The sequence below is a fragment of the Chryseobacterium sp. Mn2064 genome (assembly GCF_049319685.1).
Taxonomy (GTDB): Bacteria; Bacteroidota; Bacteroidia; order Flavobacteriales; family Weeksellaceae; genus Chryseobacterium.
Map to the genome: position 1 here is coordinate 35,035 of NZ_JBMOUE010000006.1, position 25,205 is coordinate 60,239.

25 protein-coding genes and 1 tRNA gene are annotated in these 25,205 nt (G+C 36.4%); 16 read left to right on the top strand and 10 right to left on the bottom strand.

Going from position 1 to position 25,205, the window contains the following annotated elements; translation table 11 throughout:
- Nucleotides 1-53: 53 nt before the first annotated feature.
- The 3 genes from ACL9RH_RS19790 to ACL9RH_RS19800 form a co-directional block, all read right to left on the bottom strand.
- Nucleotides 54-127 (bottom strand) — tRNA-Asn (locus tag ACL9RH_RS19790).
- An 81-nt stretch (nt 128-208) separates the two neighbouring features.
- On the bottom strand, nt 209-1,699 hold the full coding sequence (gene rseP, locus ACL9RH_RS19795; protein ID WP_422695056.1) for an RIP metalloprotease RseP: 1,491 nt from the start codon (nt 1,697-1,699) through the stop codon (nt 209-211).
- Nucleotides 1,700-1,805: 106 nt separating this feature from the next.
- A complete protein-coding gene (locus ACL9RH_RS19800; RefSeq protein WP_422695057.1) occupies nt 1,806-2,246 on the bottom strand; it encodes a DUF6646 family protein in 441 nt (146 codons plus the stop codon).
- A 233-nt stretch (nt 2,247-2,479) separates the two neighbouring features.
- Between ACL9RH_RS19800 and ACL9RH_RS19805 the strand changes: the two genes are divergently transcribed.
- A complete protein-coding gene (locus tag ACL9RH_RS19805; protein WP_422695058.1) occupies nt 2,480-3,232 on the top strand; it encodes a nitrilase-related carbon-nitrogen hydrolase in 753 nt (250 codons plus the stop codon).
- A gap of 45 nt (nt 3,233-3,277) precedes the next feature.
- On the opposite strand, the gene ACL9RH_RS19810 is transcribed toward ACL9RH_RS19805, so the two are convergent.
- From ACL9RH_RS19810 to ACL9RH_RS19820, 3 genes are read right to left on the bottom strand one after another with little or no spacing between them, the layout of a single operon-like run.
- Nucleotides 3,278-3,577 (bottom strand): thioredoxin family protein, encoded by a 300-nt coding sequence (locus ACL9RH_RS19810; RefSeq protein ID WP_422695059.1) that lies wholly within the window; start codon nt 3,575-3,577, stop codon nt 3,278-3,280.
- A 13-nt stretch (nt 3,578-3,590) separates the two neighbouring features.
- Entirely contained in the window at nt 3,591-3,968 is a 378-nt protein-coding gene (locus tag ACL9RH_RS19815) for a rhodanese-like domain-containing protein (protein WP_422695060.1), read from the bottom strand.
- Nucleotides 3,969-3,972: 4 nt separating this feature from the next.
- Nucleotides 3,973-5,382, bottom strand: coding sequence for an MBL fold metallo-hydrolase (locus ACL9RH_RS19820; protein WP_422695061.1), 1,410 nt, complete (start codon nt 5,380-5,382; stop codon nt 3,973-3,975).
- Nucleotides 5,383-5,729: 347 nt separating this feature from the next.
- Here ACL9RH_RS19820 and ACL9RH_RS19825 point away from each other — a divergent pair, with 347 nt between their 5' ends.
- The 13 genes from ACL9RH_RS19825 (at nt 5,730) to ACL9RH_RS19885 (ending at nt 20,768) form a co-directional block, all read left to right on the top strand.
- Complete coding sequence (locus ACL9RH_RS19825) at nt 5,730-7,256, top strand: helicase HerA-like domain-containing protein (protein ID WP_422695062.1); 1,527 nt, start codon at nt 5,730-5,732, stop codon at nt 7,254-7,256.
- A 161-nt stretch (nt 7,257-7,417) separates the two neighbouring features.
- Nucleotides 7,418-8,641: a PolC-type DNA polymerase III gene (locus ACL9RH_RS19830; RefSeq protein ID WP_422695063.1), complete on the top strand. Its 1,224-nt coding sequence runs from the start codon at nt 7,418-7,420 to the stop codon at nt 8,639-8,641.
- A 261-nt stretch (nt 8,642-8,902) separates the two neighbouring features.
- Nucleotides 8,903-10,105, top strand: a complete 1,203-nt coding sequence (gene lysA, locus ACL9RH_RS19835; RefSeq protein ID WP_422695064.1) for a diaminopimelate decarboxylase — start codon at nt 8,903-8,905, stop codon at nt 10,103-10,105.
- 253 nt (nt 10,106-10,358) lie between these two features.
- Complete coding sequence (locus tag ACL9RH_RS19840) at nt 10,359-12,092, top strand: thiamine pyrophosphate-dependent enzyme (RefSeq protein WP_422695065.1); 1,734 nt, start codon at nt 10,359-10,361, stop codon at nt 12,090-12,092.
- A gap of 131 nt (nt 12,093-12,223) precedes the next feature.
- Nucleotides 12,224-12,706 carry a hypothetical protein gene (locus ACL9RH_RS19845; protein ID WP_422695066.1) on the top strand — a complete coding sequence of 161 codons (483 nt, stop codon included), beginning with the start codon at nt 12,224-12,226 and terminating at the stop codon, nt 12,704-12,706.
- 3 nt (nt 12,707-12,709) lie between these two features.
- A complete protein-coding gene (locus ACL9RH_RS19850) occupies nt 12,710-13,129 on the top strand; it encodes an energy transducer TonB (RefSeq protein WP_422695067.1) in 420 nt (139 codons plus the stop codon).
- Between the two features lie 116 nt (nt 13,130-13,245).
- Nucleotides 13,246-13,971, top strand: a complete 726-nt coding sequence (locus ACL9RH_RS19855) for an energy transducer TonB (protein ID WP_422695068.1) — start codon at nt 13,246-13,248, stop codon at nt 13,969-13,971.
- 110 nt (nt 13,972-14,081) lie between these two features.
- On the top strand, nt 14,082-15,518 hold the full coding sequence (gene miaB, locus ACL9RH_RS19860) for a tRNA (N6-isopentenyl adenosine(37)-C2)-methylthiotransferase MiaB (protein ID WP_422695069.1): 1,437 nt from the start codon (nt 14,082-14,084) through the stop codon (nt 15,516-15,518).
- A 9-nt stretch (nt 15,519-15,527) separates the two neighbouring features.
- Nucleotides 15,528-16,043: a hypothetical protein gene (locus tag ACL9RH_RS19865; RefSeq protein ID WP_422695070.1), complete on the top strand. Its 516-nt coding sequence runs from the start codon at nt 15,528-15,530 to the stop codon at nt 16,041-16,043.
- Complete coding sequence (locus ACL9RH_RS19870; protein WP_422695071.1) at nt 16,015-16,812, top strand: tetratricopeptide repeat protein; 798 nt, start codon at nt 16,015-16,017, stop codon at nt 16,810-16,812. The genes ACL9RH_RS19865 and ACL9RH_RS19870 overlap by 29 nt, the downstream gene beginning before the upstream one ends.
- 36 nt (nt 16,813-16,848) lie before the next feature.
- Nucleotides 16,849-18,138: a sigma-54 interaction domain-containing protein gene (locus ACL9RH_RS19875; protein WP_422695072.1), complete on the top strand. Its 1,290-nt coding sequence runs from the start codon at nt 16,849-16,851 to the stop codon at nt 18,136-18,138.
- Nucleotides 18,139-18,190: 52 nt separating this feature from the next.
- The gene (locus ACL9RH_RS19880; protein WP_422695073.1) at nt 18,191-18,745 is read left to right on the top strand and encodes an LptE family protein; all 555 of its coding nucleotides are present in this window, start codon (nt 18,191-18,193) and stop codon (nt 18,743-18,745) included.
- Between the two features lies 1 nt (nt 18,746).
- Nucleotides 18,747-20,768 (top strand): hypothetical protein, encoded by a 2,022-nt coding sequence (locus ACL9RH_RS19885; protein ID WP_422695074.1) that lies wholly within the window; start codon nt 18,747-18,749, stop codon nt 20,766-20,768.
- A gap of 44 nt (nt 20,769-20,812) precedes the next feature.
- On the opposite strand, the gene ACL9RH_RS19890 is transcribed toward ACL9RH_RS19885, so the two are convergent.
- The 4 genes from ACL9RH_RS19890 to ACL9RH_RS19905 all read right to left on the bottom strand — a co-directional run bounded on the left by ACL9RH_RS19890 (nt 20,813) and on the right by ACL9RH_RS19905 (nt 23,345).
- Nucleotides 20,813-21,418: a DUF4126 domain-containing protein gene (locus tag ACL9RH_RS19890; protein WP_422695075.1), complete on the bottom strand. Its 606-nt coding sequence runs from the start codon at nt 21,416-21,418 to the stop codon at nt 20,813-20,815.
- Between the two features lie 193 nt (nt 21,419-21,611).
- Nucleotides 21,612-21,983: a ribonuclease P protein component gene (gene rnpA / locus ACL9RH_RS19895; RefSeq protein ID WP_422695076.1), complete on the bottom strand. Its 372-nt coding sequence runs from the start codon at nt 21,981-21,983 to the stop codon at nt 21,612-21,614.
- Nucleotides 21,984-22,000: 17 nt separating this feature from the next.
- On the bottom strand, nt 22,001-22,726 hold the full coding sequence (locus tag ACL9RH_RS19900) for a tRNA threonylcarbamoyladenosine dehydratase (RefSeq protein WP_422695077.1): 726 nt from the start codon (nt 22,724-22,726) through the stop codon (nt 22,001-22,003).
- Nucleotides 22,719-23,345, bottom strand: coding sequence for a TatD family hydrolase (locus ACL9RH_RS19905; RefSeq protein WP_422695078.1), 627 nt, complete (start codon nt 23,343-23,345; stop codon nt 22,719-22,721). Before ACL9RH_RS19905 ends, ACL9RH_RS19900 begins: the two co-directional genes overlap by 8 nt.
- A gap of 96 nt (nt 23,346-23,441) precedes the next feature.
- On the opposite strand from ACL9RH_RS19905, the gene ACL9RH_RS19910 reads away from it, so the two are divergent.
- Together ACL9RH_RS19910 and ACL9RH_RS19915 are read left to right on the top strand one after the other, a co-directional pair.
- Nucleotides 23,442-24,071 carry a TetR/AcrR family transcriptional regulator gene (locus ACL9RH_RS19910; protein ID WP_422695079.1) on the top strand — a complete coding sequence of 210 codons (630 nt, stop codon included), beginning with the start codon at nt 23,442-23,444 and terminating at the stop codon, nt 24,069-24,071.
- 103 nt (nt 24,072-24,174) lie between these two features.
- A complete protein-coding gene (locus ACL9RH_RS19915; RefSeq protein ID WP_422695080.1) occupies nt 24,175-25,170 on the top strand; it encodes an outer membrane protein assembly factor BamD in 996 nt (331 codons plus the stop codon).
- Nucleotides 25,171-25,205 lie beyond the last annotated feature (35 nt).

Sequence of the window (25,205 nt, forward strand, 5' to 3'; positions counted from 1 at the left end):
ACATGATGAAAAATAAGCATAAAAAAAGACCTACATTACTGTAAGTCTTTTTGCTCCTCCTGCTGGGCTCGAACCAGCGACCCTCTGATTAACAGTCAGATGCTCTAACCAACTGAGCTAAGGAGGAATGTCCTTTGTTTTAAGTGGTGCAAATATAGGACGAATATTTATACCCTACAAATATTTTTAAGAAAAATTTTCAAAAAAATTATAATTTCCCTGTAATTACCTTGAAGATATCGCTTCCGAAGATGAGTAACATCAAGCCTAACAGGAAGATAACTCCGATCATCTGTGCATTTTCCAACACCTTTTGTGGAACTGGTTTTCCTACAATAATTTCATATAGAGTAAATAAAACGTGTCCTCCATCAAGCCCCGGAATAGGAATCAGGTTTAGGAATGCCAACCATACAGAGAACATCGCTGTAAAACTCCAGAATGCAGTCCAGTTGATAGTAAAGCTTCCGTCAGCACTTTTATCCACAGGCATATTTTTTACAATAGCAATAGGACCTCCTACGTTTTTATACCCCTGAACTTTAGAGTTGAACATGATCTTGAACTGCTTAACCTGTGCAGTTAATGCTTCAATAGTTCTGGTAAAACCTCTCGGAATAGCTTCTCCGAAAGAATATTTCTTATTCGTTACAATATTTTTGGCGATACTTTTTGTATCAATGGCGATACCCAGTTTTCCGTTTTTATCAACAGAAACATTGGGTAAGGATTGTAAAGCTCCGTTTCTTTCTACCTCTACAGTAATTGTTTTTCCTTTGTTTTCACCTAAAAGCGTGCTTACTTCATCAAAGAAAGCTGTTTTTTTTCCGTTGATGCCCACAATTTTATCTCCTTTTGCTAAACCTGAAGCCTGAGAAGAAGGAGTTGCCAGTGAGTCAACGACCATAGAAACTCTTGGAGTGATATACAGTTTTGCTTCTTTTTGCTTAAGAACTTCTGCCACACCGTCAGCATTTACCGGGAAAGTAACTTCTTGTCCGTTTCTGTTTACAGTAACATGATCTCCTAACAGAATATTGATTGAAGTATTTTCCAATCGTTCTGCTGGTTTTCCATCTACACTGATAATTTTATCACCATTCTGGAAGCCCATTTTCTTTCCGGCTTCAGTAGCTTCAATACCGTTGCTGAATTTGGTGATATCCGTATAAGTTTCTCCTTTAAAGAAGGAAAGACTGCTGTAAATCAACCAGGCAAGGAAAAAGTTAACCGTTACCCCACCCAGCATAATGATAAGTCTCTGCCAAGCCGGTTTTGATCTGAATTCCCATGGCTCTGCAGGTTTTTTCATCTGTGCAGTATCCATACTTTCATCTACCATTCCGGCAATTTTCACATAACCTCCGAAAGGAAGCCATCCAATTCCGTACTTGGTTTGTTCAGGATGTTTTCTCCAGTCATTATCTGGAAGTTTTGATATATCGATAGGAACTTCTTCCTTCTTTCCGTTCACCTCAATTACCTCAGAATCCGGAAGATTCTTCGATAAAAATTTATACTGCCATTTTCCGTTGATTTTCTTCATCGAGAATAGGGAGAAGTAAGGATCAAAAAACAGGAAAAACTTCTCTGCTCTGGTCTTGAACCATATGGCCGGTAAAAAGTGCCCAAGCTCATGAAGAAGCACAAGTATAGAGATGCTCAGAATGAACTGAAAGAGTTTGATTGCTATTTCCATTAATAAATTTTAGATTTTAATTTGCAAAGGTAACAATTATCAAAACTATGCCAAATAAAAAAGCCTCCCGAAACGAGAAGCTTTGTCATATTTAAAGACGAATTGTTTATAAATTGAAGGAAACCCCAAGACTTCCGTTATTACCCACCTCTGCAAATACTCCTATTTTCTCTGTAAAGAAGTAACGGGCTCCAATATGAGCGCCTATTCCAAAGTCTCTTCCCAAAACTCCAAGATCAACACCCGGGTAAATGTCCCATTTTGCCGGAAGGTTAAGAGCATCCTGCAAATGGAAGTTCAGTCTTCCGAAAACAAAAACACGATTGTCTTTGTCGTTATTCTTGTAATTATCAAAATAACCGTTGATTCCGGCTCCTACTGAAATGAGTTTGTTGAGTCCATAGTCATACGTACCCGTTATTCCCGTTCCATATCCCCATGCACTCAGACCCAGCTGAATTTTCTGATCTCCTTTTCCTGTCCATGCCTGTGCATTAGCCATTGCTCCGAAAAAGAAAATCATCACCATAAAAACCAATTTCTTCATAAATTTTTTAATTTTTAATGATATTAATAAAAACTAGCATCATCAAAAATGAAACCGAAAGTTGCTGTGAACCGTAAAAATGAAGGACTTTAATACATATTAAGAATTTTATTTTCTCCGAAAAAGGCGTTGTAGTAGAATATTTAATTCTAAGAATTAGCTTTCTTTAATCGATGGAAAAGCCGTATTTTTATACTTCAGATTTGAAATAATTTAAAAAAAGAATAAAAAAGATGAAAGTTGTAGGACTTAATTTGGATATCATCTGGAAAAATAAAGCGGATAATTTTAAACATATAGAAAACGAACTTCAGAATATTGAAGCAGATCTTTTTATACTGCCGGAAATGTTTTCTACAGGTTTCTGTATGGATGCTGCCGAAGTGTCAGACAGAAATGAAGAGTCTCTTGAATTCTTAAAAAAACTTTCGAAAGCAAAAAATGCTGCATTTTGTGGAAGCGCTCCTGTAGAGCAGAATGGCAAATTTTACAACAGAATGTATTTTGTACAACCCAATGAGAATCTTTCCTTCTATAATAAAAGGCACTTGTTTTCTTTTTCTGGAGAAGATAAAGTGTATACTCCCGGAAATGAAAGGGTGATTGTAGAATATAAAGGAATCAGATTTCTTCTGCAGATTTGCTATGATCTTCGCTTTCCTGTTTTTGCAAGAAATAATGATGATTATGATGCGATCTTATACGTAGCCAACTGGCCGGAGAAAAGAGTAGGAGCCTGGGAGCATCTTTTGAAAGCAAGAGCTATTGAAAACCTTTCTTTTGTATTTGGATTAAACAGAATAGGCACAGATGGAAATAATCTTTTCTATCAGGAAAGTTCTCATTGCTTCTTTGCAGATGGAGCGGAAATATCTCGTAAGGAGGGAAATCTCGTATTTGCAGGTCTGGATATGAACGAGTTAAAAGATTTTAGAAATCATTTTCAGTTCCTTAATGACAGAGATGATTTTTCTATTCAATTATAAATAAAAAAGGCTGAGATAGTAAAAACTCAGCCTTTTTTATTTTGATTACATATATTGTTGCAAAAGATGGGTAAGTGTATTAACATCATGTACGCCACTTTCTTTCCATAGCAATTCTCCTTGTTTGAAAACCGCCAGAGTAGGTACTCCGCGCACTCCGTACTCCGCAGCTATAGCCGGATACTGATCTACATCTACCTTGATAATTCTGGCACCTTCGCCAATATTTTCTTTTACAGTATTAAGAACCGAAGACTGTACTTTACAAGGTTGGCACCACGTAGCGAAAAAGTCGATAAGTACCGGTCTTTCGGAATTAATGATTTCCTGAAATTTTTGTGACATTTTTTATAGGGTATTAGTTTGCTTTTTTATCTGTTTCGTTCTGAATAGCCTTTACATTCTTCCAGGTTGTACCGTCATAAGCTTCTATGCCATTTTTCTTTAAAATGATCATGGCCTGATCTGCCTGTATCCCTTTATTACAGAAAACAACAACTTTTTTGCCTTTAAGGGCTTCTATGTTATTCTGAATTTCGGACAATGGGATGTTAACCGCATTATCAGCTGTTCCCGCAGCATATTGCTCAGGAATTCTAACATCTACTAAAGTAACATCCGAACTGTTTACAACTTCTCTAATGTTTGCCTGTGAAACAATAGTTGCCTGGTTTGATTTGCAGGAAGTTAGCATAAAAGTAGTCACTAAAATAAGTCCAAGAAACTGAATTTTCATAGTACTATGACGTTTTGGATTGGCATACAAAATCCGAAGTAGGCAATTTTTCTGTTTTTTTGATTCCGTTGAAACCTCCTTCTATTTCAGTGAAATTTCTGATTCCGTGTGAGTTAAGTATACTTGCCGCAATCATGCTTCTATATCCTCCTGCACAATGAAGAAAGAAATGTTCGGAATCGTCAATTGTACGAGCCCAGTCGCTGATCGTGTCTAGTGGTTTGTTGTAAGCGTTTTCAATATGCTCTGCAGAATATTCGGTCAGTTTTCTTACATCAATTACTTTAGCATCTGGTGTAAATTCTTCTGCAAACTCGGCCGGAGTAATTCTTTTGATTTCGTCTGTTTCATGACCCGTATTTTTCCAGGCTTCAAAACTTCCCTGTAGATAGCCTACAACATTATCAAAACCAACTCTGCTTAATCGGGTGATTACCTCTTCTTCTGTTCCTTCGTCAGTTACCAATAATAATGGATGTTTTACATCTACAATCAGAGTTCCTACCCATGGAGCAAAATCTCCTTTTAGTCCGATATTAATAGAATTGGGCACAAAACCTTTATGAAAGTCTGCCGCTCCTCTTGTATCTAAAATTAACGCCCCGGTTTCTTCTGCCAATGCTTCGAAATCTTCAGGAGCAACAGGCTGTAGACCTTTATCCATTACTACATCCAGACTTTCATATCCTCCTTTGTTAAGGGCTACGTTCATTCCGAAATACTTTGGTGGAGCGGTCAGACCGTCAAGAACCTCTCTGATAAAAGATTCCTTATCTGGCTGGTTAAGCGCATAATTGGTTTTCTTCTGATTTCCTAAAATGTCTACCGTTTCTTTCTGCATATTTTTTCCACATGCGGAACCTGCACCGTGTGCTGGATATACTGTAACACTGTCATCCAGAGGCATAATCTTATTTTGAAGACTGTCATACAAAATTCCGGCAAGATCTTCCTGAGTAAGATTGGTCGCTTTTTGAGCAAGATCCGGTCTTCCTACATCTCCTAGAAATAGAGTGTCACCTGTAAAAATTGCAGTTTCAACACCATTTTCGTCAATCAAAAGGTAAGTACTGCTTTCCATGGTGTGTCCCGGAGTGTGCATTACCTTAATTTTCACTTTTCCTACCTCAAAAATTTGGTCATCTTCCGCAATAATAGCTTCAAATTCAGGAGCAGCGGTAGGCCCATATACAATAGGAGCGCCTGTTTTTTTACTTAAATCCAGATGTCCGGAAACAAAATCGGCGTGGAAGTGAGTTTCAAAAATATATTTTAACGTGACATTGTCTTTTTCCAGACGGTCAAGATAAGGTTTTACCTCTCTTAAGGGATCAATAATCACTGCTTCATTCTCTGATACAATATAATAGGCACCCTGAGCCAGACAGCCCGTATATATTTGTTCAATTTTCATTGGGGTCTTTTTTTAATTAGTTAAAGATACGAAGTATTAGATAAATTCTAAATGAAATGTTAAATTCCATTGATAGTTTCTTTCAATACTTTGTTAAACGTGCGTTTAATGCGCTTTATTTTTCAGCAAAAAGAATGCCTTACAGAATGTTAATTTGAAAATACTGTTTTTTATCATGTTCATTCATGAAAGTCAATACGAATTACGAATGAAAAGTGTCGTGGTTTGAAATTTGCTTAAATTGCCGTCGACAGTTTTTCCAAAGGGTAGTATCAGAAGTTCCAATGGAAATTGTATTCGATATTTTACAAAAACATTTATATTTATAAGTTTAAAAAAACGATCAGATGGCAGATAAAGCACAATTTATTGAAGAATTAAATGCAAGATACACTCCAAAAGGAGAACATATTATATTAGGAAAAGGAATGTTGGACGGTGAGGTGGTACCGGAAGTAAATGTGACAATTCCTTTGAAAACCATCAACCGCCATGGTCTTATTGCCGGAGCAACGGGAACGGGTAAGACTAAAACTTTGCAGGTATTTGCAGAACAGCTTTCTCATGCAGGAGTTCCCTCTCTTGTTCTTGATATCAAAGGCGATTTTTCGGGAATTGCTGAAGCTGGCCAGATGAATTCTATTATCGAAGAAAGATATGCGAAAACACAGCTTCCTTATACTCCGCAAGGCTTTCCGGTAGAATTAATGAGTATTTCAGGAGGACAAGGAGTGAAGCTGAGAGCTACAGTTACAGAATTTGGTCCTGTTTTATTGAGTAAGATCTTAGAACTTAATGATACTCAACAGAGCATAATGTCTATCGTCTTTAAATATTGCGATGATAAAGGTCTTCCTTTGATTGATTTAAATGATTTAAAGAAAGTTTTACAGTATGTGACAGACAATGCACAAGGAAAAGCTGAGCTTGCAGCCAACTATGGATCCATCGCACCAGCTTCATTAGGAGCCATTTTAAGATCAATTGTTGCTTTGGAGCAGCAGGGAGCGGGAGGATTTTTTGGAGAATTAAGTTTTGACGTACAGGATTTACTAGAAAAAAGAGACGGAAAAGGAGTCGTTAATATTTTAAGAGTGGCAGATATTCAGAATAAACCTCAGTTGTTCTCTACGTTTATGCTTTCCCTTTTTGCGGAAATTTATATGACTTTCCCTGAAGAAGGAGACAGTGGAAGACCAAAATTGGTATTATTTATAGACGAAGCTCACCTGATCTTTGATGAAGCGTCCAAAGCTCTTCTTTCACAGATTGAAACAATGGTGAAACTGATTCGTTCCAAAGGAGTCGGAATCTATTTTATCACCCAAATTCCTGGAGATGTTCCTGAAAGTGTATTATCCCAGCTAGGATTAAAGATTCAGCATACGCTGAGAGGATTTACGGCAAAAGATAAAAAAGAAATAACAAAAGCTGTAGAAAATTATCCTACTACAGAATTTTACAATGCTTCCAGTCTCATTCAGAATATGGGGATTGGAGAAGCTTTTGTAACAGCTTTGGATGAAAAGGGAATTCCAACACCTTTAGCCCACACTTACCTGATCTCTCCGGAATCCAGAATGGATGTTTTAAGTGCAGCAGAAGTTTCTGAGCTGACCGCAAAATCAGCAATGGTTGCTAAATATGAAAAAGCTATAGATCCAGAGTCTGCTTATGAAATATTAACAGCAAGAATGGAGCAGGCTGCCCAGAACTCAGCTCCAACGCAAAAAACAAGACCTGTGAAGGAAGAGCCGGGAATGTTTGAGCAAGTTCTGCAAAGTAAAGCAGGAAGAACTTTTACCAATACCTTAATGCGTGAAGGGGCGAGAGCAATCCTCGGAATGTTTGGCCTGGGTGGCCGTAGAAGGTAATTTTAAAGTATATTATAAGGTTATCTGCTATGTTTTTGATATATTTTTTGTTAATTTAGCAGGTTATCTTTACTTTAATAGGATAAAATAAGACCGGATTTTATTGAAAAATAAAACAGTGTTTTGATAAACATGACAAAAAAGCAGTTAATAGAAATTCAATGTATTCAATTATAGACATAGAAAGTAATGGTGCAGGTTATAGAAATGAATGCATTATAGATATAGCCATCTACAGGTATGATGGTCAGAAAATTACGGATCAGTTTATATCACTTGTCAACCCGGAAAGTGATATCACTCCTTTTGTACAAAAACTGACCAGTATTACTCCAAAAATGGTTAAAACTGCTCCGAAATTTCATGAAATAGCCAAAAGAGTAATCGAAATTACAGAAAATACAACTCTTGTAGGGCATAATATCGATTTTGATTACAGAATGCTTCGCCAGTCATTCAAAAGGCTTGGTTATGATTTTAAAATCAATACATTAGATACAATTCCACTGGCAAAAAAACTTATCCCGGATGAAGTAAGTTACTCATTAGGGAAACTGGTGAAATCATTGGGGATTCCTTTGACAAACCATCACAGAGCCGATGGAGATGCACGGGCTACTTTGGAACTTTTCAAATTGTTGGTTTCAAAAGATATTCAGAACGAGATCATCCAAGAACAGCATGAGGAATCTAATGCCAAAACATACATCAATAAAATTAAAGAACTTACACAGGATTTACCAAATGAAAAAGGGTTTGTGTATTTTCAGGATGGAGTAGGAAGAATTATCTTCTCTGATTATGTTCAGGATATCAATAAATTTTCGAAGAAAGTTTTCAATTCCAAATCCAAAAAATGGGAACAGGTTCAGAAAGATGTTGAACAGGTCAATTTTGAACTGACGGGAACCGATATTATCGCCAAGCTGATTCTAAACTCGAAAAACATCAAAAAGAAAGAAGTTTTACCTTTTGGATTATATTTCAGAAATAATAAATACGTTGTTGAGAAAAATAAACTAAATAAAACGGAAAAACCTGTGCTGAAATTCAGATCATTCACACAGGGCACAAAAGCCGTTCAGTTTATTGGTTCGCAAGAAGAATTTAATGATGTTTCTGTATTGAAACAAAAGATAGAATTCCGAAAAAGAAATGAACTTTGGTTGGGAACAGGAAGAAAATTAGGAGAGAAATTATTTCTGATCATAGACAACGGAAAAGTAGTTTCTTTTGGGTTTTACGAGTTGTTTACGCAGATCCAGACTTTAAGCAAACTGGCAAAGCTGAAAATAGACCTTCCTCTATCTTCTGCAGATTTGAATAATGAATTACAGCTGGCACTCCTTCGCGGTGATTTTGAGACATTACCATTGCCGAAATAATAGAAAAATTTTCACTTTTCCTACTCAGGTATAGTGAGGTACTTTTCAAATCAATTTTCAGGAAATAAAAAATAAATAGTATTTTTGCAAAAAATAAGTAGAAGCAATGCAAAATTTTAAACAAATTAAAACTGGTAAAAAGGGAGCGGTAAGGTTCTCTAAGGTTTGGAATATTTAAAAGAGTTGTCTTGCATAAAAAATAATCAATGCGGCAGACTCTTTTTGTAAAGAATCTGCCTTTTTTTATGTTAAAATGAAATTATGAATTCACAAGAATTATTAAAGATTGCCAATGAGTTTGGCACCCCAGTGTACGTTTATGATGCAGAGTCGATTAAAAATCAATACGAAAAGCTGACATCATCTTTCCTGAAACACACAAAGTTCTTCTATGCGGCGAAGGCGTTGACCAACATCAACATCCTGAAGTACGTCAAGAAACTGGGTGCATCTTTAGATTGTGTATCGATCAACGAAGTTAAACTTGGATTAAAGGCAGGGTTTGCAAAAGAAAAGATCCTGTTCACTCCCAATTGTGTTGACTTAGCTGAGATAGAGGAAGCAATGACTTTTGGAGTTCATATTAACATTGATAACATTTCTATTCTTGAGCAATTCGGGAATAAATATGGAAATAGTTATCCTATCCTTGTAAGAATCAACCCGCATATTTTTGCGGGGGGGAATTATAAAATTTCAACAGGTCATATCGATAGTAAATTCGGTATTTCTATTCACCAGGTTCGTCACATCGAAAGAGTAATGAAAAGCACCAACCTGAATGTAGAAGGTCTTCACATGCATACAGGAAGTGAAATTAAAGATCCGGATGTTTTCCTTCAGGCTCTTGAAATTATGCTGGATCTTTCCGAGCATTTCCCTAATCTGAAGTATCTTGATATGGGAAGTGGTTTCAAAATTCCTTATCAAGACAGCGAAGAAGAAACAGATGTAAAAACATTAGGAAAAAAAGTAGAAAAAGTAATCTCTGAATTCTCAAAATCTACCGGGAAAAAATTTGAACTATGGTTCGAGCCAGGGAAATTCTTGGTCGGGAAAAGTGGATATCTATTGGTAAAAGCTAATGTTATCAAACAAACAACAGCAACCGTTTTTGTTGGAGTGAACTCAGGATTCAATCACCTTATCCGCCCAATGTTCTATGATTCGTACCATATGATTGAGAACTTGTCCAATCCAAAAGGTGCAGAAAGAATCTATACTGTAGTAGGAAACATTTGTGAAACAGACACATTTGCCTGGGACAGAAAATTAAATGAAGTAAGAGAAGGAGATATCCTTGTTTTCCATAATGCGGGAGCTTACGGTTTTGAAATGAGTTCTAACTTTAATTCAAGACTGAAACCTGCTGAAGTTTTATTCTTAGACGGAAAATCTCACCTGATCCGTAAAAGAGATGAATTTGAAGATTTATTAAGAAATCAGATTGAAGTAGTGATCTAAACTTACACCATAATAGATAAGCAGCCACCTTTTTCAGGTGGCTGTTTTGTTTTAAATGGATCTCTATTTTTCAGGATACTCTGCATGAAAGGTTGTAAAACCAGTAAGGTTTCCTCTTAAAATTACCATTTTTTAACGTTGGAATCAGGTGTGAGTTTCAACTTTATTAGCTAAATTTGATAGAAATAGGAATCGTAAAGATCCTGTTTTTATCATTTTCTATCAGCAAACAATCACCAAAAGATATTAAATTATGGCCAAAAACATAGCAGAGCAAATTGTTGAAATGCTCGAAAATGCCAATGTGAAAAGAATTTACGCAGTAACAGGAGACAGCCTTAATCATCTCAATATTGCAGTTAAAAAAAGCAGTATTCAATGGATTCATGTACGTCATGAAGAAGTAGGAGCTTATGCAGCAGCTGCAGAAGCCGAATTGGATGGGTTGGCGGTATGTGCAGGAAGTTGTGGTCCGGGGCATGTTCACCTCATTAACGGAGTTTACGAAGCACACCGTTCTCATGTTCCTATGTTGGTTATCGCTTCCACTATTCCCAGTGACGAAATGGGGATGGATTATTTCCAAGAAACCAATACAATAAAACTGTTTGACGACTGTAGCTATTATAATCAAATGATAACACGCCCGGAACAGGTGCAGAGAACTGTTCAGACGGCTATTCAGCATGCCATTTCCAAAAAAGGAGTGGCTGTAATAGGTCTTCCGGGTGATGTTTCAGAGTTGGAAGCAGAAGAAACGACAACTTCTACCCAGATATTTAAAACCAATCCTGTGATTCGCCCATCAGACGAGGAACTGAAAAGTTTAGCCTCTCTCATCAACGAAAGCAAGAAAGTAACCCTTTATTGCGGAATAGGAGCTGCAGGAGCAAGTGGGGAAGTGATCACTCTTGCTAAACTACTGAAAGCTCCGGTAGGATATTCGTTCCGAGGAAAAATGGATATCCAGCCTAATAATCCAAATGAAGTGGGGCTTACAGGTTTATTGGGATTTCCTTCCGCCTATCATGCCATGCATGAAGCAGACTTGGTGATTTTACTTGGAACAGATTTTCCATATCAGAAGTTTATGCCGGTAAAAAACAAGATCGTTCAGATAGACGAAAGCCCTGAAAGATTGGGGCGAAGAGCGAAGCTGGAATTGGGACTTACAGGAGATGTGAGAGAAACTATTATCGCTTTACTTCCTTTGCTGAGCGAAAAAACAGATGTTCATTTCTTAAATGAGCAATTGGCATTTTATGACAAGGTAAAAGAAAACCAATTGGAATATGTAAAAGATTTTGGTAAAGAAAACGCTATTCAGCCGGAATTTGTAGCCCATACATTGGATAGATTGGCTGATAGAAACGCAATTTTTACAGTTGATACAGGGATGTGCTGTGTTTGGGGAGCCAGATTTATAACCGGAACCGGTCAGCGAAAAATGCTGGGATCTTTCAACCACGGTTCAATGGCGAATGCAATGCCTATGGCTATTGGAGCGTCATTATCGCATCCCGAAAGACAGGTGATTGCCATGTGTGGAGATGGTGGTTTGTCTATGCTTTTGGGAGATATGGCAACCATTTTTCAATATAAACTTCCTATAAAGCTAATCGTTTTTAATAACAGAACCCTTGGTATGGTAAAATTGGAAATGGAAGTGGGCGGTATGCCCGATAATGAAACAGATATGATTAATCCAGATTTTGCAATGGTAGCCCACGCAATGGGATATCCTGGGAAAAATGTTCATTTGCCGGAAGAAGTGGAAAGTTCTATAAGAGAATGTCTGGAACATAACGGACCTTATCTTCTTAATATCTTCACAAATCCTAACGCTTTAGCCCTTCCTCCCAAAATTGAATTTGACCAGATCATGGGAATGACAAAATCTATGGCTCAGCTGATGCTGGGTGGAAAAATGGATGAGGTTTTTGAAACGGTGAAGAGTAACTACAAGCATATCAAAGGATTGTTGTAATAATCTTCTCTTTTATAAAAGATATAACAATTCTCTTTTTGAAAACTTCACATTTTGTGTGAAGTTTTTCTTTTTTATACAAGAGGTAAATATTTACCTTTGTTTTATTATTAATACTAAAAAATAAAATTATGAAAACTATATTTTTCTTTTTAGCATTGTGTGTGGGTACTTTTTCATTTGCACAGGATCAGGAAGATAGAGATGACTCTTTCATCAGAGATAGTAATAAAAACATTTTAAAAATAGATATCAAAGAACCCTTTATGCAGATCGCGGTAAAGTGTGCAGATTTCAAACCTGCAAGTTTTGATGGTGGAGTTGCTGCTTATAAAAATATATTGAACAAGTATATGTACGCCTATCTAAACTCAGATTTCTATTCGCTGACGGGAGATTTTAGCTTCACGTTAAAAGTAGATGCTAATGGTAAAGTTATTGATGTGACAGGAATGCCCAAAGTAGAAAACAGCAAAGTTTTTTTTGATGATATGCAATATGTGGTAAGGAGAATTAAAAAGAACTGGACTCCGGCATCTTGTGGGGGACAGCCTGTAGCTTCTCAGATCAAAGTAAAAATGAGTTTCTCTTCCATTGCAACAGATATTGACTAATACGTGAAAAAATACCTTTTAATTTTGCCTTTATTGCTTATAAGTGGTAAAGGTTTTTCTCAGGAAACAAAAGCTCAAATACAGGTTGAGAAAGGCGACGATTTCAAAAAAGCGGAATTTCCAGGAGGAGAAGAGGCTTTTAGAAAAGAATTTATGAATATGGTCTATGCTTATATTGATGTTGCTTTGTATGCTATTCAGGGAGAAGTTACTTTCCTGTTTAATATCAATTCAAAAGGCAAAATTGATAAAGTAGATATTATGCCCAGGTTCAAAAATGACGAGTCCTTTATCGACGATATGAAATTTGCCCTTAAAAAAGTAAAAGGCAAATGGCAGCCTGCTACTAAAAATGGAGTTCCTATAGATTCTAAACTTATCATGAAAATCAGATTCCAGAATAATGTCTACGATCATGATTAAAAAATGATTTTGTTTTTATACAACCAATGGAACAAGGAAATTTTAAACGGATTATAGGAAAATTTTCTCCAAACCATCTGAAAACTATACACCATCTGAATAATTTGAATTGAATAATGAAGAATATTTTTATTGCGCTATTTCTAGCTTTTGTTTCTGCTTGTCACGCACAAATGCTTGATGAATATCCTGAAAAACAAAGTTTTTATGAAGGGGGAAATGTTAATTTCTACAAAGATGTCCATGAATATCTTGTGAAGAATAAAGTGAAGGAATGTGATGAAAAGGAAATTTATCAGCCTCGAATCATTATAACAGATAAAGCAGAGGTTAAATTTATCAAAGACGCAGATACTGCAAACATTGCAAGAAACAAATGCGCATATGATCTTTCTAAAGAAATTCTTAAAAATCTAACCAAGTGGAAGCCGGCTAAGGTAAAAGGCTGGACAGTAGGGGCTATCACAGAATTTATTCTATATCCTAAAGATGTAATGAGTAATTATAAGCCTGGCTATGATGCAGCAAGGTTTGTTGCGCATGCTAAATATCCTGGAGGGGTTAAGGCTTTTGATACATTATTTCACGACAACTTTATGACGATTTTCGCAGATTACCAGCTCAATGGAAAAGTAAATCTAGAATTTTATATTAGTAAAGAAGGAGATATTATAAATCCGAGAATTTTTCCGGAAGTTGATAACAGAAAATTCATCAATGATTTTATGCGGACCCTGTCGAGAATGAAAAAACCTTGGATACCAGCTTTTTATAAAGATATTCCAGTTCTTGAAAGAATTGCATTTCCAGTAAATTTTTCTGTAACATTTACTGAAAGATAATCCTGACAATCTGTCACAATATTTTGTATCTTTGCAGACTCATCTGTTCGTAGTTTAAAATTAACGAAGCAAATTCGTGTGTTTTAACCCCGAACCTTAAATTGACTATCGTGCAAGAAAAATATATAGACGAAACCAAACAGGGTGAAGCGTTTGCTATTGCTGAAAGACCGGAGAACTCTAAAAAACTGTTTTTAGAAAGTTATGGTTGCCAGATGAACTTCTCAGATTCTGAAATTGTTGCCTCCATTCTTAATGAACAGGGTTACAATACTACAGTGAAAGTAGAAGAAGCAGACCTGATCTTGTTGAATACCTGTTCCATTCGTGAAAAAGCAGAGCAGACTGTAAGAATGCGTCTTTCTCAGTTTAAAAATCTAAAGAAAGAAAGACCGAATATGACGGTTGGGGTGCTGGGCTGTATGGCTGAAAGATTAAAGACCAAGTTCCTGGAAGAAGAACAACTGGTTGATCTTGTAGTGGGACCGGATGCTTACAGAGATTTACCTAACCTTTTGAAGGAAACTGAAGATGGTAGAGATGCCATCAACGTAATTCTTTCAAAAGAAGAAACCTATGCAGATATCAACCCTGTTCGTTTAGGCGGAAACGGTGTTACAGCTTTTGTAACCATTACCAGAGGTTGCGATAATATGTGTACATTCTGTGTAGTTCCTTTTACCAGAGGAAGAGAAAGAAGCCGTGATCCACACTCTATCCTTGAAGAATGTAAAGATCTTTGGAATAGCGGATATAAAGAAATTACACTTTTAGGACAAAACGTAGACTCTTATCTTTGGTATGGAGGAGGTCCCAAAAAAGATTTCGCCAAAGCGTCTGAAATGCAGAAAGCGACTGCTGTAAACTTTGCTCAGTTACTGGATTTAGTAGCTAAAGCCGTTCCTGAAATAAGAATCCGATTCTCAACTTCCAATCCTCAGGATATGAGCTTGGATGTATTTAGAATGATGGCAAAACACGATAATATCTGTAAATATGTACACCTTCCTGTACAGAGCGGAAGCAATAATATGCTTGAAGCAATGAACAGACAACATACCCGTGAAGAATATTTAGACCTGATCAGAAAAGCAAAAGAAATTGTTCCTGAAGTAGCATTCTCTCAGGATATGATTGTTGGATTCTGTAACGAAAGCGAAGAAGATCACCAAGATACCCTTAGTCTGATGAAAGAAGTGGAATATGACTATGGTTATATGTTTGCTTACTCAGAAAGACCGGGAACTCCTGCTCACAAAAAAATGGAAGACAATATTCCGGCTGATGTGAAGCAAAGACGTCTTGCTGAGGTAATTGCCCTGCAGGGAGAACTTTCCAGACAAAGAATGAAGTCTTATGTTGGAAGAATGCACCAGATTTTGATCGAAGGAACTTCCAAGAAGAACGAAAATCAGTGGAAAGGAAGAAATTCTCAAAACGCAGTATGTGTTTTTGATAAATTTGAAGGACAGAAAATAGGTGACATTGTGGATGTTTTTGTATATGACAACACGCAAGGCACACTTTTAGGGAAAATTGCAGAATAAAATAAAGTTTTGATCAAAGCGGTTTACTTCTTTACCATGTTCTTTTCTGTCCTGATGTCCTGTCAGACAGAGAAAAAAGCTGGAAAATACCCCAATACCGTAGGCGACATTGCATTTGATGAAAAACTGGACGAACCGGGTTTCAAAAAATGTGGAGCAGGTAAAGATGCTCCTTTTAGCTTTCAATATTATAACGGAAAAGGATTAGACTACAAAGGAGAAAAAATTGCGATTATTGAAAAACTTGAAAAAGAAAATATATATTCCAAAAAAGAGATCAACGGTTTTGTTACCGTAAGATTTTTAGTAAATTGTGAAGGAAAAACAGGCTTATTTAGACTCAAGTCTATGAATTCGGATCTTAAAGAAGAAATTTTAGATGATGAATTGCAAAATAAGCTGTTGAATTTCACAAAATCATTGGATGGCTGGACATCGAAGGAGATCAAAGGTTTTAAAGTAGATTATTATCAGTATTTAACCTATAAAATTGAAAATGGAAAAGTTTCAGAGGTATTACCTTAGCTTTTTGTTACTTATCGTTTACACCAATACTATTGCACAGGTCAACTGTAACGCAATAGAGGGTGAGAACTGCAAAAAAGCTTGTGAATTATACAACTGGGCTTCAGATTTACAAGGCTCCGAAGAATCTCAGGAAGGCTTTGATAAAGCCATTGCACTATGTCCCGATTTCTCCCATGCTTATATGGAAAAATCAGTTCCATATCTTAAAAATGGAGATTTTATAACATGGAAAATCCTCATAGATAAAGCTGTTGATCTGGATCCAAAACTCTATCTGGGATACAGAGGATGGTGTAAGTTTCAGTTTCTGCGCGATTACAGTGGCGCAATTCAGGATTTAGAATCTCTAAAGCAATATTATCCTGAAGATTTAGGAAGATCTCAAAACGGAGACTATAACCTGGATGTGGTGAGAGCCATGTCTTACAGTGCTTTAGGACAGAAGGAGAAAGCCACAGGAATCATAGAAAAGCTGCTGGCAACAAGAGGCTATGTCAAAGGAATGTTCGATCATTACCAGCTGGGAGTGATGTATTTCCAACAGGGAAAATATGACAAAGCCCTTGAAAATTTTGAAAAACAGAGCAAGGAATACAACTTTGCCGAAAACATATACTTTAAAAGTAAAGTTTCTAAAATCAGAAACAAAGATTATTTGGATTTAAAAACGTTGGCACTCAAGACGTATGATGAAGGCAAGACCATGAAAGATGTCTACACTCATCATTTTAACAAAGTCTACAGAAAACAGATAGAAGAACTGTAGATTATTAGTATTAAATCAATAATCAAAAATTTACTTATGAGCAACGAGCTTCAAAATATAAAAAACCGTTTCGGAATTATCGGGAATTTTCCGGCACTCAACAGGGCGTTGGAAAAATCAATCCAGGTAGCGCCTACAGATATCTCCGTTCTTGTTATCGGAGAAAGTGGGGTGGGGAAAGAATTTATTCCGAAAATTATCCATTCAGAATCCAGAAGAAAGCACCAGCCTTATATTGTGGTGAACTGTGGAGCCATTCCTGAAGGAACCATAGACTCTGAATTATTCGGACACGAAAAAGGAGCCTTTACAGGAGCTACAGCCACCAGAAAAGGGTACTTTGAAGTAGCAGACGGTGGAACCATCTTTCTTGATGAGGTGGGAGAGCTTCCTCTACAGACCCAGGTTCGTCTTTTAAGAGTCCTGGAAAGCGGTGAATTTATGAAGGTAGGATCTTCTCAGGTACAGAAGACAAATGTGCGAATTGTGGCTGCTACCAACGTTAATATGATGAAAGCTATTCATGACGGAAGATTCCGTGAGGATTTGTATTACCGTCTGAATACCGTTCAGATTGATATGCCGCCTTTAAGAGAAAGAAAAGGAGATATTCATCTGTTATTCAGAAAATTTGCAATAGATTTTGCAGAAAAATACAGAATGCCCGAGTTGGAGTTGGAGCAGAGTGCGGTGCATTATATAGAAAACTATTCTTTCCCGGGAAATGTCCGCCAATTAAGAAATCTTGTTGAGCAGATGACCGTTGTGGAGAGAAACCGAAACATCACCGCAGAAAAGCTTGCTGAGTATATTCCTATGGAAACTCATCTTCCGATGGTGGTAAATACACAAAGCACTCCTAAGCAGAATGATTTCGGAAGCGAAAGAGAAATCATGTACAAGATTCTTTTCGATATGAGAAATGATATTAATGATTTAAAATCATTAACTTCGGAATTGATCAAAAACAGAGGAACTGCAGATTTAAGCAATCATGAGAAAAATCTGATCAACAGGATTTATACTCCTGAAACACAGCCGCAGGTAAACTCAGGATCTTTGTTGTACTTTGAAAACAATAACGAAGCTCCAGCTGTTCAGACACCAACTATTATCTCTACTCCTGAAGACAGTTATGAAGATATTGAAGATATTGAAATTGAAGAAAACAGACCAGAATCTCTATCTCTTCAAAATAATGAAAAAGACTTAATTATCAAGGCTTTAGAGAAGCATAAAGGTCGCAGAAACAGAGCTGCAGATGAATTAGGAATCTCACAGAGAACATTATACAGAAAAATAAAACAGTATAATCTGGAAGATTAAAAAGTGAACACTTTATAAATTCTGGAAAGCAATTATACTTAATAAATACAAAATGAATAGTTATATCAAAAATATTAATCCGAGAAAGTCGATCGTCATGGTGATGCTTTTTGCATTGCTTGGAGTCTTAAATTCATGCTACAGTTTCACCGGAGGTGGATCTCTGACAGACGAAAAAACCATTCAGATTAATGAGTTTCCTAATAATGCATCCCTTGTAAACCCTGCATTATCACAACAGTTTTCTACCGATATTCAAAACAGATTTTTGCAGAGAACAACATTGAAGGGAACGAAAGAAAACCCTGATATTCTGGTTGAAGGAGAAATTTCAGATTACTCCATTACTCCTACGACGATTAGCTCCGGTACACAGACTAATTCTGCAGGAGGGGTAATACAGCAGGCTCAGAACAAACTTACGATTACCGTAAAAGTACATTATGAAAATAAAGTACGCCCTGAAGCAAGTTTTGATAAAACATATACAGACGAAGCAGCTTTCAACAGTAACCTTTCACAAAGTGATATTGAAACCTCACAGGTGAAAATTGTTACGGAAAGGATTATAAATAAGATATTTAACGACATTGTAGCGAATTGGTAAGATGAATCCCAGAATTTTAGAATTAATAAAAAATCCGAAAAATATTCAATCAGAAGACCTTAATCTTTTGAAAGAAGAGATTCATGCCTTCCCTTATATTCAGAATATCAGGGCACTTCACCTCTATGGAGTGCATCTGTATGAAAAAGAAAACTATCAGAAAGAACTCTCTACCACTGCAGCCTATACTACAGACAAAAAGATTCTTTACCAACTGATTAACGGAAAGATCAGGCCACAATCTAAACCGGACCCTGTTACAGAAAAGCAAGCTGAAAGAACTGTTGAGAAACCTTCTCAATATATCGCTAAAAGTAAAACGTTTCCTATTCAGAGAGAAGCTGGAATTCCTGCCGAAACACCCGCTGAGAATGAGGAAAATACATGCTCAATACCTGCTAAAACAGAGGTTACCGCAATCTATGTGAATGGAGAACGAAACCGTATCCTGTTTGAAGGAGAAGAAAACTTTTTGAATGAAGAAAATTCTGAAACAATAGATCTTGAATCTACTTTAGAATCAGGAACATTAGTTACCCAGAAAACGGAACCTGTAAAAGAACCGGAAACCATTCAGGAAGAAAAAGAAGAAGTACAGGAAACAGTAGAAGAAAACGGAGGCGAAATCTTTACCCCGGAAATAATCATTGATGAAGAGGAAATTACTTCAGAATCGGAGGAAATAAAGGTTGAGGACGAAGAAAATACAAGCTTTGAAGAAACGGAACCGATAATCACTGAGACTGCTATTGAAGAAAAAAGTGAAGAATCACAACAACCGGAAAACGTTGAAATTCCTCATTCAGAAACAGAACAACATCAGGATGAACCGGATGCCGAAGTAAGTTTCCATGGAACGGATGCTTTCCTGCCGGATGTGAAAATCCAGACCAATAACGAAGAAATTACAGAAACGGCTGAAGTTTCCCAACCCAATATCAACAAACATGAAGACGAAATGAGACGTCTGATTGAAGAAGTTGAGAAAAAGATGAAGGAGACAAAATCTGTTGATTCAATAGAAGAAAAAACAGAAACAGAATCTGTTCCCGATCACGAAATCAGTTTTGGAGAGACTCAAAGTTTCCATTTCTGGTCAACAAGTGATGAACCTTCAGTTCCGAAAGAAGAAAAAGAAGAGCCAATACAGAACGAAGTTGTAGAAACTCAGGTACCTGATGTAAAAGAGGATTCTTTATTAGAAGATGTAGAGGAAGAAATCATTCCCGAAACAGAAACACCTTCTGTATGGAAGCCTATGAGTGTTGAATCCAATCTTCCAGACTCTTTAATAAGCAAATCGGCTCACGTTCCAGAACCTGCTGTAAAAGCAATTGTAGAAGAAACAAATTCTGAAGCCAAAGAAGAGGAAGCGGTACAGGAAAATAAAAAACCTGAAGTTCTTGTCGAAGAGGAATTACCAGTAGTAGAAGAGAATTCAAAAGATGAAACTTCATTGGAAATTATTGAAGAGGACGAAAACAAAACGGAAGAACCTGATTCAAAAGGGGAAGTTCCAGTAATGAATGTTTCCTTCTTCGGAACAGATATCTCGAGCCTTAGTGTTGAAGAAAAGGAGAAAGAGAAGGCAAAAGGCAATAAAGAAGATGAGCCTGTTGAAGAAAAAGCAGTACAGAATACTGAGGTGAAAAAAACGTCTCAAACCCTTGCAGACAGTAATGTTCCCGGCTTTATCAATACATGGCAAAGCTGGCTGAAAATTGATAGAACAGACGAAGTTGAAAAAGAAAAGACTGAAATTAAAGAAAAAGCAATTGAGATTTTCATTGAAAACAACCCTAGAATCAGTCAGTTAAAAGAAGAAAGCACCTATGTTGTTAAAGAAAAAAATGATGATATTTCCCATTTAATGACAGAAACGCTGGCGAATCTTTATTTTGAACAGAAACTTTATACCAAAGCAATAAAAGCATTTGAAATTTTGATCAAGAAAACCCCTGCAAAGAAGAAATACTTTGAATCCAAAATTCAGGAAATTAAAGATTTCAGAAGCAAGAACTAACAATATAAAAGGTACAGAAACTCTGTACCTTTTTATTTTATATGCTAAGAACCAGAACTATTTTTATTCCGTCGCAATTTTTTCCATGCCTTTTTTCCATAGGAAATAATTAAGATGAGTAGAATGATCACTGCGATTACAGCAATCACAGGCGCTGCTATTGCAAGAACAGCCATTAGCCCGGCTCCGGCTGTTTCAGTAGTTCCTACAACAGAATTTCCCAAACCTCCCGTAGTTGCCGTAGAAGCAGCACGTATTCCCGCAAAACCGGTACTTATTGTTGCTGCCGTTCCGCCCCCGGCAATTAATGCCAGTGCCCATTGTGGAAAACTCCCAAGATCGGCAAACTGACTGGCAAATAGTATAGAACCTGCCACCGTTGCCATCGGTATAGAAGCGGTATCCAATAAATGATCTATAAAAGGTATGTAATAAGCCAGAATCTCAGCAACCGTAGCAATCCCTGTGGTAATAAGCGTGGGTAAACCTGCAAGCCACTCAAACTGCTCATTCATCGGGATCCAGTTTAAATAAGAAGATAAACTTACGATAAACAGAGGAAGGAAAACTCTAAAACCCGTTGCTGCCGCCAGTCCTATACCAATAAACGCACTGAGTATATAGGAAAAATAGGGAATATTGTCTAACATATTAATTTTCAGATTTATTGTTTTCCTTAAAATTACAAAAAGCAAACGACATTTTGAGAAATCGTAAACATTATATCCACAATCATCTGTGAAAATCTGTGGTAAAAAACAACCTATAAGTTTTGCCTGAAAAATATAAACGAAACCCTTCCACAAATATCAATTTATGGTAAGTTATTACTGAAAAAGAAAATTATTTTTTTTGTGATTCACAAAGCTTAATAAACTGCGCTTCTACATCCTGATACTTTTGTGGCATTTCAGAAGAAACCCAGAACAGCATAGCCATTTTTTTCTCCCCAAAAGCATCCTTAAACATCCCTTTATTAAGACGATAACACTCCCTTAAAAGCCTTTTGATGCGATTTCTATGCACAGCTTTCTTAAAATATCTTTTAGAAACAGAAACCCCAAATTTAGAAGACTCTATCGGAGTGTTGGGTTTATCTTTCAGAATAATAATCCTTAAATTTCCGTTCGTTCTCCATTTACCTTTATCAAAAAGTAAACTGATCTCTATGTTTTTTTTGAGCTTTTCCGCTCTGGAATATTTGGAATTTGTCATGTACGGAGTGTGATATTTTAATCCTGATTTAATAAATGATTAATCACCTCTGAAGCTGTATACAGCCCGAAAATAGCTGGCATATAGCTTATTGTTCCGTAAAAAGATCTTTTATAATTGGTTCCGTCAGTCATCTTCAAACTTTCTTCATCCTGAATATCATTAGCAAATACACAACGGACTCCCTTGTCAATTTTTACTTTTTTAAGCCTTTTTCTTACCTGTCTTGCCAGGTGGCAGTGTTCCGTTTTGCTGATATCTCTTACCAATACTTTGCTCGGGTCGGTTTTTCCGCCGGCTCCCATTGAGCTTACAATTTTTATTCTTCTTTTTTTCGCAGCAATAATCAGGCAAAGTTTTGGGGTTACACTGTCGATGCAGTCCAGAACATAATCAAACTTGGCAGAATCCAGTACTTCATCCATTCTTTCCGGATTCAGAAACTCATTGATTTTCGTTAGATTGAGCTGTGGATTGATATCAAGAAGTCTTTCTGCAACAACCTCTACCTTATGTTTTCCAACAGTAGAATGTAAAGCCGGAAGTTGTCTGTTGATGTTCGTAATATCTACCGTATCACCATCTACAATGGTCATGCTTCCCACGCCGGCTCTTGCAAGAAATTCCGCGGCAAAAGAACCTACTCCACCAAGTCCTACAACAAGGACATTAGCTTTTATAAGCTTATCCAACCCTTCATCCTTTATCAAAAGTTCAGTTCTTTCCAGCCAGTATTTATCCATTTTTTATTGTGTGTAAATTTTCTACAATTTGTTCGTTCAGTCGCTCCACAGAAATTCCCTTTATTTCCGAAACTTTAATATACAATTCTTCGATAGTAAAATCATCATTGTCAGTCTCTAAAAAGATTTTGTCTAATGGAGTTGTTTTTAAAATATCCTGCAAAGATAAATTATACAAAATTGGTTTTCCAAAACTCAGATAAAAATTATTAGCCAGAAGATCTTCCGCAACTTGTCGTTTTTTATTGAAACCATGAATAATCATGGCCTGTTCTGCCTTCTTTTTAAAAGAAATTACCTCATAAAATTTTCTTACACAATGGATGATTATGGGTTTTTTTACCTCATTGGATATTTCTATTTGTTTTAAAAAAACTTCCTCCTGAATTTTAGGGTCAATAGGCACCAGAGAATCCAATCCACACTCGCCAATCGCAAAACAGGATTGAAACATCATGCTTCCCATCCAATTGAACTGCATTTTGAGGTTCTTTACATCAATATCTTTAGGATGAATTCCTATGGAATAGGGAAAATCTGGCGGAATTCTTTCAATATCGAGATTGTAAACTCCGTTTCTGATATATTTCTTATGATGATGAAAATCAAAAAAATCCATTTTCAAAAATAGTGTTTTTCAGATTTAATTTAAAATTATTAAACGATCGTTTATAAATGTGTTAAAAATTTCTTAACTTTACTCAAAGTACACTCTATGAAAAAAAAATTTACGGAAAAACAGATTCATATACTTGATATTGCAGAAGAACTCATTGCGAAAAAAGGATATGAAGGTACATCTGTAAGAGATATCTGTTCCAAAGCGAATATCAACGTCGCAATGATCTCCTATTACTTCGGTTCCAAAGAAAAGATGATGTCGTACCTCTATCAGTACAGAGTATTGAAGACGAGAGAGAATTTTTCAGAATTTGCAGACACAATAAAAGACGGCAAACCAGAAATGCAGATGCGTGAAATGATTAAATATATCGTTTCCCAGCTATTTAAATACAACTATTTCCACGGATTTGTTACCCAGGAGCTTCGTCATACAGAAAATTTAAAAGATGAGCTGCTTGATTTCTACCAGCTATTCGTTAAAAAACTGGATGAAGTTATTAAAAAAGGAGTTGCGTCCGGAGTTTTTACCTTTACTCCCAAACCTGAAGATATTCTTACCATGATCATCGGTTCTACCTTATTTGTAATCAGAAATAAAAATTTCTATGAGCTTTATGTTCCGAGTAAAAACGACGAAACCTATACCAAAGAAGCAGAAAAAAAGGTGAGGATGAATCTTTTATTGAGTGTTTTTGCAATTTTAGGATACGCTGCAGACTAAAATTACGTTAAATATTCATAAAAAAAAATCTATTGGCAAAAAAGTTATATTTTTGCAAATTAGTAAATCGGCTGTATAATCCGTAAACTGTTGAATTTTTTATATGAAAAAATATATTTTAGGTCTTTTTGCTGTAGCGGTTATCTCATCTTGCGTAAGCCAGCAGGAAAGAGCAATGAGAAGTGCTGATAAAGAGTTTATCTTGAAAGCAGCTAACGAAAACTTCGCTAAGAAAAAGTGGAAAAATGCACTGGCTCTTTACGACAGATTGGCTAACCTTGTGGCAGGAACAGATGATTTTCCTAATGTAGGTTTCAATACTGCTTATGCTAACTACTATGACAAAAGTTACAAATTGGCTGGTCATCAGTTTAAAAATTTTGCAGTAAGTTTCCCAAAAGACCCGAGAGCAGAAGAAGCTGCTTATATGTCGGCTCTATGTTACTATGAAGGTTCTATGGATTATAACTTGGATCAGTCCAGTACAGAATTGGCGATTAACGAACTTCAGGACTTCCTGAATAACTATCCAAATTCCGAAAGATCAAAGAATATTACTCAGCTTATTGACGAGCTTTCTTATAAGTTAGAATTTAAAGCTTATGAAAACGGACGTCAATATTACAATATGGGGCAGTATAAAGCAGCAAGTGTTGCTTTAGAAAATGTTCTGGAAGATTTCCCAAGTACTAAACTTCGTTCGAAAATTTATGATTATATCATGAAATCACGTTACGAACTGGCGATGAAATCTGTATATAATCTTAAAGAAGAGCGTATAGAAAGTGCTTTAACATACACTAAAGTTGTAGAAAAAGAACTTCCTAATACAGAATACTCTAAAACTGCAGTGGACCTTAGAGATAAACTTGAAAAAGAAAAACAGCACTTTGTAGTAGTAAAGAAAGATACAGAAGCTAAAATTGCAGCTTTAACGGCAAGACAGAAAAAAGAAGCGGACAGACTGGCTGCTCAGAATAAAACTGAACAACAAATCAAAGATCAGATCAGTAACGAAAAGCAGGCAAAGCAGATCCAGAGGGATAGTGCAGCACTTCAGACCCCTCCACCTGCAGCGACTTTCAAAATTCAAAGATAATTCGTAAATTTGCCATCTTAAAATAAAAATAATTT